Here is a 16,014-nt window from a genome sequence, read left to right on the forward strand (position 1 = left end):
GTAGATGCCTTCGGCTCTGAGCAGCTTCACGACCGAGGAGTGGTGCCAACGGGACACGATCTGCAAGACGGAGCGCTTCCTGGGACAGTCGGGATGCTGGAAGACGACCTGATAACCGTACATGCTGTTTCTCCTCATCGAATGACGCAGGGGAGTTTTGCACAGACCGTACCAACCCTCTGAGGGGCCGGAACGGACGTTGCGGGCCCGGGCGAGGTAGGAAACACCACCGTGTAACCCGGGCTTCCACGATCTGCGATCGAACTGCTTCCCCTCTGCGTTCGCGCTGCAGATCGGCAAGCAATCCAGTTTTTGTCAGAGGTCGCCCTTTTCGATCATCTCCACCGGGTCGCGTACATCGACTGCGCCCAGAAAACCGCCGCCCCTGGCCACCCCGTCATAGGCCGCGTAGCCGATCAACTCCTGGGACTGTCGCGGCAGCTTGCGGGCTATCTCGAGGGGCGTGCCCAGACAGTTGTTCTCCTCACTGCGTAGCCAGCCGACGACATAGCTCATGTGCATCCCGCGACGGAATACGTCGGAGGTCGTGTTCGGTCCCCCACCGTGAATCGTAGAACCCAGGTAGACGATGGCGTCTCCGGCCTTCATGACTGCGGGGATCGTTTCCTCTTCCGTGGGCATGCGATCGAGAGGCCACTTGTGACTGCCGGGAATGACGCGCGTGGCTCCGTTCTCTTCTGTGAAGTCCGCCAATGCCATCACGCTGGCCACTTCGATCTCGGGATGCGGCTTTGGAAGATCGTTCCAGACCACCTGGTCGCGATGCAGGAGTTGTGGCTCCGCGCCCGGGCCGCGATCGAGCACATGGCCCACATTCAGCTTATAGCTGCTGCAGGAAGGGAGCAGGATCGCGTCGCACACCTGGAGAAGGAGCGGATGGCACAAGACATCCGTCGCAAAGGTTTGCGACTTCGCTGCAATTCCTGTGAGGTGTCGTGTGGTCTTGCCCATGAACCACTCGATCGCCGGGTTCAGACAGGGGCGCCCCGGCTCTGTGTCGGCCAGCCAGGGATCGATGTCTGCATTGAGACGAGCCAGCACATCGGGGGCGAGCAAGCCCTCGACGATGACGCCGCCATCGCACTCGATGGCCTCGAGGATGCGCGTGACGGGTTGATCGGATCGGATGCGTTGAAGATCTGTCATGGTCCGAGTCTACGGCTTCGGGCGCTCGCGTGTACACGGCAGGGTTCGGCAGATCCGGACAACTCGGTATAGGGGCCTGCTAAACTCCCCGGTGTGGACAGCTTGGTCGACCCGGAGGTCCACGCTTTGTTCGGACTACAGGCGCAGGTATTCGCGCACCGAGGCGAGCAGGGACTCCGCTGGCACGCCGTGGCCGGCGAAGCGCCTTGCGTCGAGTTGACGCAAGAGGTCGATGGCTTCGCGGTCGTCGATGCGCTCCGCGATCTCATCTGTAGTCAGGGGAACTGCGTCGAAGCGGTGTCGCACTTGAATGCCCGCCTTGACGGCATTCGAGAGCAGTTCGGTGAGGCGTTCGGTTCCCAGGGCCTGACACGCAGCTTCGAACGACTCGCGCGGCGAAGGGGGTTTCGGTCCCGCCCAGTGCGAGAACCCGGAGCGCTGCCAGCGGCGTAGATAGAGCACCGATGAGAGTCCGATTGTGAAGGCAATCCCGATGATCCAGGTCCACGGCAAGCGTTGCGGCGGGATCACGAGCTTCTCGTTTTCCCAAGGTGACTTTTCCAACGCGGCCGCCTTGCTCACCACTTCGAATGCGAGCGCATCCGAACGCGCGACCCGAAACGACTTCGCGTCTGGGTCGAAGTACGGGAATTCGATTTCGGGCACGAGATAGCGACCGGGTTTGCTCACGACCAGTGAAAACCGCAGGGTCCAGCGCGTCGTGGCCCGGCCATTGCTCTCGCCGACGAAGAGTCTTCGATTCGCGGGAAAGACTTCGACCGAGTCGCCCAGGAGTCGATCGAGATCCGGGATCGAAGCGTCCCAGATGTTGCCCTCTCCCCAGAGTTCCAGAAGGAGTTCGAGGGATTTGCCGATCCGGATGCGCGACTCCGCCGCAGATACGCGAATCTGAAGCTTGCCGACCATGGGGGTGCTCGCGGTCGACCCCGGTCCGCTTCGGGGTAGGGGTGTGACCTTCACACTCGCGCCCGGAACTTCGAGCTTGCGGTCGGGTTTGCCTTTTCGATGCAGAAGGAGATGCGACTCCGGAATCTCGAGTGTGCCGGTGCGGGCCGGGAAAAGTGCGCGACGGAAGCTCGTCACGCGTCGGCCGTCGCTATCGCTTTCGCGTGTGCGCGTTGCCAGTCTCTCCATCCAGAAACCTTCGAAGGCCGGTGGTTTCCAGCTTGCGCGGGCGGCGTTCGGATGCTCGACGCGGATGCGGAGTACGACCTGTTGGTGGGCGACCACGCTCGGCGGGTCGATTTCGATCGCGATATTGAAGTCCTCGGCGGACCCGAGGTTCGGCCCGGCTCGTGACGATGACGCGAATAACATCGAACACGAGAGCAGCCAGAGGATTCCGAGGCCGCGCAATCCCGAACGTGCCGATCTCACCAGTTCTGTCCCCGACCCCGCGAGCTGTTCTGTCCGCCGTACTCTCGTGAGATCTGGCTCTGCAGGGCATCGGAGAGCGATTCGTCGATCGTTCGCATCCAGCGTTCTGCGTCGGACTGGCTGAGGCCACCGCCGGGCCGCGGTGCTGCGCGTTCTCCCTTCCCGGATCCATCTGCATCGTCGCTCTGGGACGCCTGGCTCGACGGTTGTCGGGATGGCGGCTGTGGAAAATCGGGCAGTGGCGGATCTGGTTCTACGAGCGCGCCGGCCCATTCGTAGTTGTATTTCGCCTCGATGCTGTCTGGATTCGCCAGTACCGCAGTCCAGAACGCGTCATAAGCTTCGCGGTAGCGTTGTCGACTCAACAGCGTATTGCCCAGATTGAAACTCGCGGAAAAGCGAGCTGCGTGGTCGTCGCGATCCAGTATGCGCAGTGCATCCAGATAGGCCGCCGCAGCCTGGTTCATGCGCCCGAGTCGGTATTGCGCGTTTCCCACGCGAATTCGACTAGCAGTCGAAGCCCCGCTCGTGCGTTCCGCGCGTCGGTACAGAGACAGCGCTTCGCGCGCCTGGCCGTCTTCGAGCAGAGTGTCCCCGTCATCGAGCCAGTTGAGTGGGCCTGCTGCGAGCAGTCCTGCAGCGACCGCGGCGATCGCGGAAACCGATCTGCGCTTTGCGCCCGCAGTGCGAAGTGCGCGAACGCGCGAAGAAAGCAATAACTCCGAAATCAGAGCAAGTGAAGCTGCGAGAAGCAGCCACGAAAGCACATCGGTTCTTTCGGGTACTTCGGTTTCCTGTGGTTCATCGGGTGCAGGCAGGATCTGCCCGGGTGAAGGACGGTCCTGGAATTCGCGGAAATACAGGCCTCCGGAGGTTCTGGCGATGCGTCGCAACAGGGTGTCGTCTCTGCGCGATCGCACGAGCGAGCCTTCGCGTGTTTCGAGGTTTCCGCCGCCGGGAAGGGGTACGACCGCGCCCTCGGGAGTGCCGAAACCAACCGCTACCACGCGGATGCCCATTCCTTTGAGCCTGGAGACCGTGTTTCCGATGCCGGATCCCGCGTGCTCGCCGTCCGAGAGCAAGACGATGCGCCGCGGCCGGTTCGAATGCGGGTCGAAAGTGCGCGACGCGATTCGCAATCCGCGCTCCAGATCACTGCCTCGAACAGAGATCGTTTCCGAGTCGAGAGCGCGCACGTAGGTGAGCAATGCGTCGCGATCCTGAGTCAACGGAAGCGCGACGAAAGCTTCACCGGAGAAGATGACCAGACCCATGCGCATGCCCTGAGATTCTTTGATCAAGTGTTCTGCCGTGCGTACGGCTCGTCGCAGGCGCGAGGGAGGGGTGTCGCGGGCGTCCATGCTGCGCGATACGTCCATCATCAACACCACGTCAGCGCCGCTGCCAGACAGAGCCGGTGGTGTCGTGGCTGCGAGGTGAAGTGCGCGACCGAGGAGCAGGGCCGTGGCCGAGAAGGCGAGGGCGCGTAACCAGCGTCGGTAACGCAGCGGGTCGGCACCGAGCCACTGGCGCAGTTCAAGTCGCGTGCGCAGCGTCGATACGAGGACCAGCAATACGATGATTGCGGCGCCGGCTCCGATCCAGTTCAAGGCAATCGCCTCAAAAAGCCGTGCGCGGTCGCGGCTTCAACCGCCAGGACAAGAAGCGCAAGCGCTAGCGTCCAGGGGGCGAGCGACGCGTGACGGTAGTGGGGTTCCAGGCCGCGCGGGCGCGCTTCCATCTGGTCGATGGCGGTGATCACCTCGCTCAGGTCGCCGGGTTTTCGTGCGTGAAAAAAGCGCCCACCGGAGATCCGCGCCACGGCATGGAGCGTCTCGCGGTCGAGGTCCACGTTTTCGAAGCGCAAGGGTTCCCCCGGGTTGTCCTGGGCAAACGGAACGCTACCGGTGCCGCCGATGCCGACCGCGTGAATGTGAACACCGTGAAGCAGTGCCACCTGTGCAGCCGTCTGCGGGGCGAGCTGGCCCGCGTTGTGTCGACCGTCGGTGACCAGTAGCAACACCCTGCGTCCATCCGGCGGAGCGCCAGGAACATTGAGGCGCTGCGTACCGAGGCCGATGGCTTCACCGATCGCAGTTGCGTCTCCCGCCACTCCGACTTCCACGCGCTGAACGGCTTCGAGTGCCAGGCGATGGTCCACCGTGAGTGGGAACTGAGTGAACGCGTGCTCTCCGAACACCACCATGCCGATGCGATCGCCATCCCGCTGGCGAATGAAATCGGAGACGACGCGTTTGGCCAGTTCGAGCCGCGTGACCCGACGACCTTCGAGTTGGGCGTCCAGCGCCTTCATGCTGCCGGACGCATCGAGTGCGACGATCAGATCCAGCCCTTCTCCGCCCGCTGGGTTTTCCGGGATCAAGCCCACTGGCGCCGCCAGCGTCAGTGCCACCAGGCTCAGCGCGGAGCAGCGCAGCGCGACTGAGGCCAGCCATGTGCCGTCGCTGCGGAAGCGCGGCGTTCCCTCACCAGAAGGCACGCGAATGCGATGCGGGCCCCGCCATAGAGTCAACACAGCCAGCAATCCGATCACAGCGATTCCGAGCCAGAGCTTTCCGGGGTCTTCGAAGCGAACGGCGCCCTGCCAGATGGCTTCCCACTCAGGCGATGGCCACATGGCGAATCCGCTCGCGCGCATCGCGCGCGGTTTCGAGCAATGGTTCGCGAGTCGGACTCGCCTGGAAGCGGGCGCTCTCGAGGGAATGGAGCATCCGTACCAGATCGCGATCAATGTTTTCGGGAAGATCGGACGGCGTGCAGGATTCCACGGCTACCGACCAGTGTTCGCCGACGAATACCAGGATCGCTGCTTCGATCCGCGCCGCCATGTGTCGCGTATCTGTTTCCTCGAGCGCGTCTTCGATCGACTGGCACGCTGCGGCGGCAAGCTCGCGTGCGCCCGGTGGAGTTTCGCTTTCCCTGTGAGCGAAACGGATCCACAGGGCCAGCACGACCATCGCCAGGGTGACGCAAGCACCGGCTGCGGCAGCCCAGACCCACGCGGGGAACAGGTCCGGGGGCGGCGCCGATCGGATGTCGAAGAACACTTCGCGGTCGGGAAGGGTATCGCGCACCGAACGGACGGCGAGTGGGACACCTCCGACCCGCATGCGCTGGATCTCGCCATCGGGGCGGACCAGTCCGAGATCGAGTGTGGGCAACGAGGCCTCCCCGACTTCTCTTGCACGTACGGTCCACAACAAGTGGTGGCGCAGCCCGCCCGGGATTTCGATCGGTTCCATCTGTTCGATCGAGTCCGTGAAGAACGCGTCGTCGCCGGGTGCGACTGGCACTTCGAGCGAGAATCGTTCCGGGGTTTCGACCTCGATGGTCACGCCCACGGCATCGCCCACGCGCGTCTGTGTACGATCGATGGAGACGCGACTTCGAATACCCCGATCGGGCGAGGCCTCCGGAGCGCAGGCCGCGATCGCGACGCTCAACGCGAACCACGCCGCGATCGCTGCGCAAATCGCCGGAGTCTTCGCGCGGGATCGGCTCATGCGGCGCGACGCGCTCGTGCTTCGAAGAAGCGCAGCAGGCTGGGTACGAGGCGGTTCCCCGTTCGGAGTCGCCCGACGTCCGCTCCGATCTTCTTCAAGAGGCTTTCTTCGAGCAATCCCTGTTGCATGCGCTGGCGCGCCCGGTTGCGCCGCCAGACAGCCGTGCGGTTTCCCTCGGCAGAGACCACGCGGATCTGCGCCCCGCGTTCGGGAATGCGATCGGCGGGATCGACGACGCGCAGAGCAACCAGTTCGTGCTTTCGCGCGCAGCGCCGCAGCGTCGCGCCTGGGTCGGCCAGCAGGAAGTCGGAGATTACGACCACCAGTGAATGGCGTGGCAGCGTGTCGGCCGCCCAGTCGAGCGCGGGGCCCATTCGCGTCGGTGCTCCAGCGCCGGGCCGAGCCAGCATCTGAAATGCGCGCTCGAGTTGTAGCGGTCCCCCGGCCGGAGCCAGGCGATCGACGAGTCCATCGGCGAACGTCGCCAGGGCCACGCGATCCTGCGAGTACACTGCGGCACTGGCCAGGGCCGCCGCAGCACGTTGCACAGCCACCCGCTTGGTCTCGTTGCCGAAGCCGTAGTCCAGGGAGTCCGACAAGTCGACGAGCAGCGCGAGCACCTGATCCCGCTCCTCGCGCATTCGCTTGACGATCGGGCGACCCATTCGCGCGGTCGCATTCCATTCGATCCAACGAACATCGTCGCCGGGGGAATATTCGCGCAATTCTTCGAAGGTCAATCCGTTACCGCGAAACGCGCTGCGAAACGCACCCGCCAGCGAAGTCGAAACATCGCGTCTGGCGCGCAACCGCAGTCCGCGCGCATCGAGCAGCGCGCGCTCCCTCACGGTGTGGGAACCTTGCCGAGAAGATCGCTGATCAGCGCGTCCCGGGTGGTTCCCTCAGCTTCTGCTTCATAGCTGAGTACGACGCGATGGCGCAGCACGTCTGGTGCCACGCGTTTGACGTCGTGCGGCACGACGTAGTCCCGAGTGTCCAGGAAAGCTTGCGCTCGGGCTGCTTCGATCAGAAAGATCGATGCGCGCGGGGAAGCACCGAGGGTCACGCTCTCGAGTTCGCGAGTCGCGGCGACCAGCGATACCGCGTAGTCGACGACCGCGGTCTCGACGTGGATCTGGCGAACCTGATCCCGCAGTGCAGAAACCTGCCCGGCTGAAAGCACCATCTCGGGTTCGCGCTCCGAATCGGGTCCAGTGCGGTACTGCACGATGCGTGTCTCTTCTTCGCGGGATGGGTAGTCGACACGCAGCATGAGCATGAAGCGATCGATCTGCGCTTCGGGTAGCGGATATACGCCTTCGTGTTCGATCGGGTTCTGGGTGGCCATGACCAGGAAGGGTTCGGGCAACGCCAGGGTTTCTCCCGCGAGAGTGACCTGTCGCTCTTCCATCGCCTCGAGTAGCGCGCTCTGTACCTTGGCAGGTGCGCGATTGATCTCATCGGCCAGGATAACCTGGTGGAAGATCGGTCCGCGATGCAGACGGAAGCTCGAATCAGAAGGCTCGTATACCTGCGTACCCAGTAGATCTGCGGGGAGCAGGTCGGGTGTGAACTGCACGCGCCGAAAACTCAGATCGAGCACCTTCGAAAAGCCGCGTACCGCGGTCGTCTTGGCCAGGCCGGGCACGCCTTCTACCAGAACGTGCCCGTGACAGAGCAAGGCGATCAACAGGCCGTCGACGAGTTCTTGCTGGCCCACCAGAACCCGCGACATCTGCTTGCGGACTCGCTGGACGACGTCGCTCATCTGCGCAGTCTAACCCTTTCCAGCAGATTCGTGGTTCGCACGCCCGGAATCTGTCGCAGGTGAACGAAGCGACCACCGACGCTCTCGGCCGCATCCTGTTCGGGAATGCGCTCGTCGCGGTAGTCGCCACCCTTGCAAGCGATGTCCGGCTGCAAAGCGCGGATCAAGGGTGCGGCGGATTTCTCGCCGAATAACACCACCCAGTCGACGCATTCCAGGCCTGCGATCAATTCCGCGCGCTGCTTTTCCGACACGACGGGCCGGCCCGATCCCTTGAGTTCACGGACTCGCTTGTCGCGGTTCAGTCCGACGACCAGTGCGTCACCCAACGCGCGCGCCTGCTCGAAACTGCGCAGATGCCCGACGTGGAGCAGGTCATAGCAACCGCTCGTGAATACGATCTTCTCACCCTTGCGTTGCCGAGCCGCGATGCGCTTGCGCAGATCGCGTCGCGCGATGATCTTGTCACGGGCTCGGGGCTTCGTCTTTTTTGCCATCTTCCTTTTTCGCCGATCGGCCAATGGGAATCAGATTTCGCAGACGCCGCAGACCGCCGCTGATTACGCCGGTCGCGGTATTCAACGCACTCGGTGCGAGAATTCTCGCACGCGGGTTTGTTCTGGGTCCGTCGAGTCTGAAATACGTCGCCAGAAGATTGCGATTCTTGCCCAGAACCACATCGCGCACGATCGGCACCGAACCCAGGAGCTTGTCGACCGTCTGGAGGAAGAGCAGGGCGACGACCATGTCGATCGTGTTTTCTTCGGGCTTCAGATCGATCACACCGTCGGCAAGTATGCGCAGTTCCGGTCCGTCGAGTTTGAGTTCCCTGATCTCTACCATGCTCTCTGCCAGCTTCAGTTCCGCGTTGATTATCTCGAACGGTAGCGGTCGGCCCAGAAGACCGCGGACGCCCTGCAACGACGGCAAGCGGGCCACCGAGAGCAAGGCCGGAAGTCCACTGACCTCTCCGTCTTCCAGACGGACCAGGAGCTTCAGATTGCCACGCTCCATGAAAGGCTCGCCCCGGGCAAGCACACCGGCGAGCCGACCGTTGAACGAAGCCGTACCGCTCAGCGCGTCCTTGGGAATCCCGATCTTGGTGGAAATCAATTCTGCCTTCGCATCGAGGACCTGAAGTCCGAACACGTATTCGGCAGCGTCCTTGTCGGCCAAAGAGATGGATCCAGCGCCGGCCACCGTACCGCCGTCGAGCGTGCCACTAATCCGACTGAACTCCGCGTGATCTCCGCGCGCCGCAAGGTGGAAGACGGCGTCGTCGAGCTGCCACTCACCCAGGAAGAGTCTCGGAACCCTGACGTCACCGTCGAGCCATGTCTTACCGGGTTCGCGATACGGCTCCTCGGGTGGGCCGTCTCCGTAGCGAATACGCACATTGGCGATCCGGTTCGCCGTTTCGTAGGCGACATCGAAGCTCGCCGGTGCTCCGCCGATTACGCCCTTGGCTCCGTTGATTCGCACTTGACCCGGTGGCAGGTCCAGGCTGCCGGAAGCGTCGCGTATACCCAGGATGAACGCTGGATAGTCCACTCTCAGATTTTCAAACTGGAAACTCACCGTTTCGCGAGATGGCTCTTCCGAACCACCGAGTGCTCCGAGGGCCGGCCACAGACCGGGTGTAGGCACACCGGCTCCACGCGGCGTGCCGTGTTCTTGTTTGGGCAGGTCAACCAGGCGGTGCATCCCGTCGAGGTGCAGATTGATTTCCGGAATGGTCGAGCCGGTCCGCTCCAGGTGCACCTTCTTTGCTTCCAGGATGTTGCCGCGCAGCGAAGCTTCGCCGGAGATAATCCTGATCGGATTGCCGTCTTTCTGAGCGAACACGCCGTCGCGAACGCGCAAAGAGATCTGCATCTCCTTGGCGCTCAGCTTGCGTTTGAAAGCGATGGCCTTCCCGATGCCGCGTCGCCGCAAATCGAAGCGGAAGCGTATGTCTTCGATGTGACCGTCCTGGATCCGCTCTACGATCCGACCCCAGCTGGCGAACCGCAGACCCATGAGACGCAACGGGTTGATGCGCGGCGATGCCGGCTGGAAATCAGCCAGTTGGATTTCGCCGCGCACACGACCGCCGGTGTTCAGGTCGAATTCGAGTTCGCCCGAAACCACGAAGTCGTCAATCTGCAGGCGGCCAATCGACGTCGACAGATAGTTTTCGCGCCACTGAGTCTGTGCTTCTAGTATTGCGCTCTGTGGTTCCAGGGGAGAAGAGAGGCCCGGCACAACCAGTTTCAGGCCCTTCGTGTCGAGGTTCAGTTTCAGGCGCGCCTCTCGAGCCTGATACCCGAGTTCAAATTCCGCTTCGCAGCGTCGATTCGCCGAGATGACCGAATCCGAAAGCACCGTCAGATCGAGGTCGCGTACTCGACCGGTTGCGTTGAGATCGTCCAGCCAACCATCGAAGTCGAACTCGAGGCGGCCCACCGCTTGTCCGCCGCGCAGCAGATCGGCCGACAGCGCGCCTTCTGAAGTCATTCCCAATCCACCGCGCTGATTTTCCAGGCGCAGATCGCGAAGCTGCAGCCACTTCCCGTCTTCGAGCTGCCAGTCCACGCTTCCGTTGGTTACGACCACATTCGCTTCCGGAATTCTCGGTAGCGAGGTGCTTCTTTCCTCCGAGCTGCGGGCCATGCGCAGCACGGGCTCGTCGATCGTCCAGGAACTGGGGAAGATCTGCCCTGCGAGAATGCGAGGCCAGGTCTGCCGGCCCCGGACCTTGCGCACGCGGAACACCTCCGGTGCATTCGGCTCGTCCGACTCGAGCACCCGGAGGGCGCTGAGTTCGAATTCCAGCTCGCCGCCCACGTTGATCTCGAATTCGGCGAGTTCCACAGGCTTGCCGAGAACCCGAGAAAGCACCCCGGCGAAATAGGTTTCGACCGGAGTGGACAGGACCATCCAGGTAACCCCTGCGACAAGCAGGATCAGTAGCGCCGAGACCCATACGCGACGCTTCCGCAAGATGCCTGGCCGAGCGTCTGTCATCCGTCCTCTTCTGACGCCCTCGGGCAGCGAATCCTTGCGTCGATTCCGGCCTCTCGTGCCGGAACCTCGTGCGCATCTGTCGGGCAAGACCTTTGCAAATCGTGCGCTCCTCCGCTGTCGAACAAGCGCGCCAACGTCGCGCCCCCTGTTGCTAAACCGGGGCCGAGTCTAAAGAAAACGTCGGCCGGTCCCGAACTACGTGGTGATTACGCAACTAGGAAGCGCCTCGAGGGGGGTCGCCTCAAGCTTGGAAGGAGCTCCACGGAATGGAGCACACGGACGTCACGCAATACCACGTCGAAGACTCGAAGCCCCGGAAGAAAAACCGGGTCCGCGAGCTTCGTGAGAACCGTCTCATGACCCAGGCGCAGCTCGCCAAGAAGGCGAAGGTCGCGCTGCGGACGATTCATTCCGTCGAAAAGGGAATGAACTGCCGCATGGACACGAAGCGCAAGATCCTCCTGGCGCTCAGTCTCCGATTCGAGGACAAGGACCAGGTCTTCCTCGACTAGGCCGATTCCGCCGTTCGGACGGAATTCGCATCAATCAAGACGCGGTGCGCCCATCCGGGCGGACCGCGTCTTTGCGTTGACAGGCCCTCGAGCCGCAGATAGCGTCGCTGAGAGCATGCAAACCCCGGCCGAAGCGAGAAAATTCGCCCACGAACGTTTCTCCGAGTATCTGCTGCGCAACGGGCTCAAGCAGACTCGGCAGCGAGAGACGATTCTCGACGCCTTTCTCGAATCGGAGGGCCACATCACGAGCGAAGAGCTTCACGAGCGGGTGCGCGAGCCTCATCCCGAAATCGGCGCCGCAACGGTCTATCGCACACTCAAGCTTTTCTGCGACGCCCGGCTTGCTCACGCGCATCACTTCCGGCACGGCGTCACGCTCTACGAACTCGAGGGGTACCACCACGATCATCTGATCTGCCTGGGCTGCGCCGAGATCGTGGAGTTCGAATGCGAGCTGATCGAGGTCGAGCAAGCGAAGATCGCCCAGGCCCACGACTACAAGCTGACGCAGCACCGCCACACTCTGTACGGCTACTGCCCGAAGTGCCGGGAGTCCCTGTAAAGAGGGGCCCCGCATTTGTGGATTCTCAGGGCTTCCGAGGCGCCCTCCCGCCCGGGATCTTCCTACCCTTGTGGCGGGGACTCTCATGGGGCGAAAATCTCCACATGAGGGACCCTGGCCTCGCCGGTACCCAAAAAAGTTTCGGAACGAGGCTTCCTCCGAGCCCCGGATTCCGAAAATTTTCCTTTATTTTCAGGTACTTGCATGTTTCTTGCCGGCACCGTCTTCAGCGCTTCAAAGCGTTGATTTTCTTGCCCGAATCCCATGCGTCTGTGGTAGGCTGACTCCATCTTGTGCGCATGGCTGAAGTGTCTTTTGGGAAGGGGAACAACGTGGCAAACCAGAGGGAGAGTCGACAGCGCTTGACGCGTCGACTGGTGGGCCGTTTCGGGGGTGGCGTTCTCGCCGCTCTGATGGTGATGGGCGCCGTTTCTGCGGAAGCGGCCCAATACACGCTCGAAAACTCCGTGCCGTTCAATACCGGAGGAACGAGTCCGGTCGTCGGCAACATCTTGCCGATTCTCGATCCGACCGGTGCGCGAATCTGTCTGGCGGGCTGTCCAGGTGATTTCTTTGACCCGCTGTTCTTCCAGAGCCGGGATTTCTTCATCTTCCAGATCGAGGTTGACTCCGGCCAGTTGCAGTCGATCAGCGTGGCTCAGCTGGAGCTGCCGGCCTTCGCTGCCAACACGATGGGCTATATCCCCGGGGGCGGTCTCGTGGATCCGACGGGCGAGGGGCCCGCATTCCTAAACGCTAGCCTGCCGGAGTTCCAGTTCTTCGGAACGGCACTGAATTCCGGAACGACCAGTGCTCGGCTGTTCGTCACTTATGACCTCGGAGCCATGCCGCCCGCTGGCTTGCCTTTTGGAACACTCCAGGATCCGAATACCGTGCAGTTCAGGATCTTCGACGGCGATCTGCTGTTCAATGTGCACGGGACGGTGGCGGTACCCGAGCCGAGTGCGCTGGCGCTGCTCGGACTCAGCCTGCTCGGATTGGTCGCGGCGCTGCGCCGTCCGTAGGTTCCACTTTCGCGAATTCACGATGCCCGGTCGTTTATGACGATCGGGCATCGCTGCGTTCAGGGGCGCGTTCGAGCTAACGCGATCGCCTGTCTTACGGCAGCGACCAGGGGGCCCGGTCCAAGCGGTCTAACGGTTTCCAGTCGCGACAGGTAAGCCTCTGCTCCAGGGAGGTTTCCAGCTTCTGCGGCCAGTCTTCCCGCATTGGCCAGAGCCTGGGGGAAGACCGGATCGCTTTCGAGAGCGCGCTCGATCGCTCGCCGCGCGTCTTCGATTCTTCCCAGTTGCTGGTACGCACTCGCCAGCAGATTCCAGGATTCCGCGTCGGTTCTGAACAGGCTCGTCAGGCGTTCGAGTTCCCGCACGGCATCTGATGTGTTGCCCATTTCGAGCAGTGTGATGGCCAGGCCAAAGCGCGCTCTACGAGAGTTCGCTGACTGATCGAGTACGCGCCGGAAACCCGCTGCGGCCGCCTCGTGCCGGGTCGCGTTGAGGTGATCGAAAGCTCGGTTGGTAAGGGCTCCCAGACGCTCCGATGCCGCCAGCGCAAATCCCGCGCGCTCGGCGAGATCGAGCAGACCGTCGGCGCGTTCGTTGTCCCCGGCATCGCGTGCGATCCGTGACTGTAGCCATAGATGCAGCGGCAATGACGCCGCGTCTTCCTGCGCTCCAGCGCGCGCGAGTTCCTCGACGAGCTTTCTCTCTGCTCCCTTGTTTGCGCGTCGTCTGCTCGATCCGGCGCCCAGTTCGAGCACGGGGCGATCGTCGCTGAGCAAAAGTCCCTTTCCCAGAACTCTGCGAACGGCTTTGGCGCTCGCGATGCGACGAGCGTGGAGTTCCCCGACGTCGCCCAGACCGAAGTGCCTGCGCAGCTCGTCGGGTGGCGGCGCGCGGCCGCTAAACGACTCGGGCCACACGATCGGAGTCTGCGAGCCGACCAGGATCAGACTGTCGGCGCCCCAGAAAATCTGCCCGTGTTCGAACGCGCTGTAGAAGGTGCGCAAGATGGCGCCCAGGTGCTCCGTTCCGAGTCGGGCCATGGGAATCCACTGCGCTGCCAGTCCGCCGCTTCGCAATGCGCGCCCAATACGGTTGAAGTACTCCAGTGAGTACAGTCCCGTTGCGCCGACCGACCACGGATGCACCGTATTGGCGACTACGATGTCGTATTCGCCGGGGTTGCGGGCCAGGAAGGCTCGGCCGTCGCCGCGCATCACCCGGATGCGCGCGTCGCGACCACTGGCCACTGCGCGATTGTCGGGTTCGAACATCACCGCGGCCCGCAACACGGAATCTGAGATCTCGACACAATCCAGTTTCTCGAGTGCGAAGCGCGACGCACTGCCCAGCGTGATGCCCGAACCGAATCCCACTTCGAAAAAACGCTTCGGTTGCGGATGCAGTAGCAGGGGAATCCCCGCCAGGAGCTCTTCGGTCTTGCGGGCGTTGCCGAAGGTGGAAGCCTCGGGATCTCCGTCGACGATCAGGTCGCGGCGACCACCGTAGTGGAGCACCGCAACACTCGCCTGGCGACCGTGTTCCAGGAAGATGGCCTGCGGGCTGTCGTTCGTTGGCCGGGTGCCAATCAGGACCAGCCCGGTGAGCGCGATGACGACAAGAGTCAGCCCCGCCCGCACCCGACGAGTGCCCACATCTCCCGAGCTACGCAGGGCAAAACCCGCTGCGAGCACGGAACTCGCGGCCGCGCAGATGAGAATCCCGCCCTCGAGGCCTGCGATCGGAATCAGGACGAAGGGCGCCAGCAGAGAACCTGCGACTCCGCCGGCGGTATTCGCCGCAGTGAGAGAGCCGAAGGCGCTTCCGACTCGCGGTGCCGCCGCCAATGCACCTCGCGCGAAAATCGGAAATGCCGCACCCATGAGCAGGGTCGCTGGGAAGATCCACACTCCCAGGCTGAACAGGGAGAGCAGGTGCACCCCTGACGCTGGCAGGGTTGCGGAGGGGACACCGCGACTTGCCGCGCCGATCAATAACAGCGCGGAGCCGAGTTGAATCCAGGCGAGATCGGAAGACGCGTTGAGGGAACGCGCGGCGCGCCGGGCTGCGATCCAGTTGCCCAAAGCGAGTCCGATCAAGAAAAGTCCCAATGTCACGGCCCAGGCGTAGAGTGAAGAGCCGAGCCGCAACATGGCCGCGCGGGTCGCCAGGACCTCGTAAGCCAGGGTCACGCTCCCGGCCAACGCCGCGCTCGCCAGCCAGAAGGCTGGGGGGCGTCCGGAGGGGGCCGTCGGATCTGCAGGAGTCGACTCCAGAAGGGCGGATTCCGGGAATGCCGATGGCGCACGCCGGGCTAGCCAGACTGCGAGTGCGGCGACCACGAGCCCAGAGGCGCCCGCCAGACGCAGCGTTGATTGCAGGCCGATTTCCGGGATCGTGAGCGTGGCGAGAAGCACGCCGACCACAGCCCCGGCCGTATTGGAGCCTACGATCCAGCCTACGGCTCCCGCGGATTCGGGACCGTCCGGGGTCGCCGTGCGCAGGAGGGCCGGTAGCGAGCCTCCCAGCGCGAAGGTCGCGGGAAACACGATCGCTCCCGCGGCCAGGAGCTGGGCCTCCTGGGGAGCACCGGCGAGCGGGCCCGCTCCCAAGGCCCGCAACAGGCTGGGCGAAAGGAAGGCGACCAGACCCGCCACTGCTTCGAGTCCGGCGAACAACAAGAGAGGGGAACGACAGCGATCGGAAAGCGGGCCGAGCAGGCGATTGCCGAGGGCGAGACCCCCGAAAAAGGTTGCCAGTACCGTCGAGATTGCCTCGATGTGGGCACCGGCGAGCAAGGCGGTCTCGCGCGTCCAGGCGACCTGATAAGCCAGGGCTGGTACGCCTGAGAGCAGGGCGAGAAACGCGAATCGAATCAAAGGCGCACTCTACGAAGTTGCCGATCGGCGACGCGGAACCTGTCAACGCCGATGAGACACTCGATTGTTTGATTTACTGAGCAATTCCTCCTGTCGTTGATGATTCGGGTGGGTTGATCCAGACCGCTTCGGGAAGCGGACTGGGCTTCGGGGTGCCCCGGACGAAGCGTTCA

Annotated in this window: 13 protein-coding genes; 3 read left to right on the forward strand and 10 right to left on the reverse strand. The window is 63.1% G+C overall.

The window, feature by feature from the left end; translation table 11 throughout:
• Positions 1–315: 315 nt before the first annotated feature.
• The 9 genes from GY725_10025 to GY725_10065 all read right to left on the reverse strand — a co-directional run bounded on the left by GY725_10025 (position 316) and on the right by GY725_10065 (position 10,863).
• On the reverse strand, positions 316–1,167 hold the full coding sequence (locus GY725_10025) for a phytanoyl-CoA dioxygenase family protein (protein MCP4004520.1): 852 nt from the start codon (positions 1,165–1,167) through the stop codon (positions 316–318).
• Positions 1,168–1,302: 135 nt separating this feature from the next.
• The gene (locus GY725_10030; GenBank protein ID MCP4004521.1) at positions 1,303–2,565 is read right to left on the reverse strand and encodes a protein BatD; all 1,263 of its coding nucleotides are present in this window, start codon (positions 2,563–2,565) and stop codon (positions 1,303–1,305) included.
• Positions 2,562–4,175, reverse strand: coding sequence for a VWA domain-containing protein (locus tag GY725_10035; protein MCP4004522.1), 1,614 nt, complete (start codon positions 4,173–4,175; stop codon positions 2,562–2,564). Before GY725_10035 ends, GY725_10030 begins: the two co-directional genes overlap by 4 nt.
• Positions 4,172–5,203 carry a VWA domain-containing protein gene (locus tag GY725_10040; protein MCP4004523.1) on the reverse strand — a complete coding sequence of 344 codons (1,032 nt, stop codon included), beginning with the start codon at positions 5,201–5,203 and terminating at the stop codon, positions 4,172–4,174. Before GY725_10040 ends, GY725_10035 begins: the two co-directional genes overlap by 4 nt.
• Positions 5,187–6,089 carry a hypothetical protein gene (locus GY725_10045; protein ID MCP4004524.1) on the reverse strand — a complete coding sequence of 301 codons (903 nt, stop codon included), beginning with the start codon at positions 6,087–6,089 and terminating at the stop codon, positions 5,187–5,189. The genes GY725_10040 and GY725_10045 overlap by 17 nt, the downstream gene beginning before the upstream one ends.
• Positions 6,086–6,937 (reverse strand): DUF58 domain-containing protein, encoded by an 852-nt coding sequence (locus GY725_10050; protein MCP4004525.1) that lies wholly within the window; start codon positions 6,935–6,937, stop codon positions 6,086–6,088. Before GY725_10050 ends, GY725_10045 begins: the two co-directional genes overlap by 4 nt.
• A complete protein-coding gene (locus GY725_10055; protein MCP4004526.1) occupies positions 6,934–7,857 on the reverse strand; it encodes a MoxR family ATPase in 924 nt (307 codons plus the stop codon). The genes GY725_10050 and GY725_10055 overlap by 4 nt, the downstream gene beginning before the upstream one ends.
• Complete coding sequence (locus GY725_10060) at positions 7,854–8,354, reverse strand: adenylyltransferase/cytidyltransferase family protein (protein ID MCP4004527.1); 501 nt, start codon at positions 8,352–8,354, stop codon at positions 7,854–7,856. Before GY725_10060 ends, GY725_10055 begins: the two co-directional genes overlap by 4 nt.
• Complete coding sequence (locus GY725_10065; GenBank protein ID MCP4004528.1) at positions 8,323–10,863, reverse strand: AsmA-like C-terminal region-containing protein; 2,541 nt, start codon at positions 10,861–10,863, stop codon at positions 8,323–8,325. Before GY725_10065 ends, GY725_10060 begins: the two co-directional genes overlap by 32 nt.
• A 266-nt stretch (positions 10,864–11,129) precedes the next feature.
• Here GY725_10065 and GY725_10070 point away from each other — a divergent pair, with 266 nt between their 5' ends.
• From GY725_10070 to GY725_10080, 3 genes are all read left to right on the forward strand, one after another.
• Complete coding sequence (locus tag GY725_10070; GenBank protein MCP4004529.1) at positions 11,130–11,375, forward strand: helix-turn-helix domain-containing protein; 246 nt, start codon at positions 11,130–11,132, stop codon at positions 11,373–11,375.
• 115 nt (positions 11,376–11,490) lie between these two features.
• Entirely contained in the window at positions 11,491–11,940 is a 450-nt protein-coding gene (locus GY725_10075; GenBank protein ID MCP4004530.1) for a transcriptional repressor, read from the forward strand.
• 362 nt (positions 11,941–12,302) lie between these two features.
• Positions 12,303–12,965 (forward strand): PEP-CTERM sorting domain-containing protein, encoded by a 663-nt coding sequence (locus tag GY725_10080; GenBank protein ID MCP4004531.1) that lies wholly within the window; start codon positions 12,303–12,305, stop codon positions 12,963–12,965.
• A gap of 59 nt (positions 12,966–13,024) precedes the next feature.
• Here the strand turns inward: GY725_10080 and GY725_10085 are convergent, their stop codons facing one another.
• Positions 13,025–15,841, reverse strand: coding sequence for a tetratricopeptide repeat protein (locus GY725_10085; protein MCP4004532.1), 2,817 nt, complete (start codon positions 15,839–15,841; stop codon positions 13,025–13,027).
• Positions 15,842–16,014: the final 173 nt, after the last annotated feature.

The sequence above is a fragment of the bacterium genome, assembly GCA_024226335.1.
In the GTDB taxonomy this organism is placed as follows: Bacteria; Myxococcota_A; UBA9160; order SZUA-336; family SZUA-336; genus JAAELY01.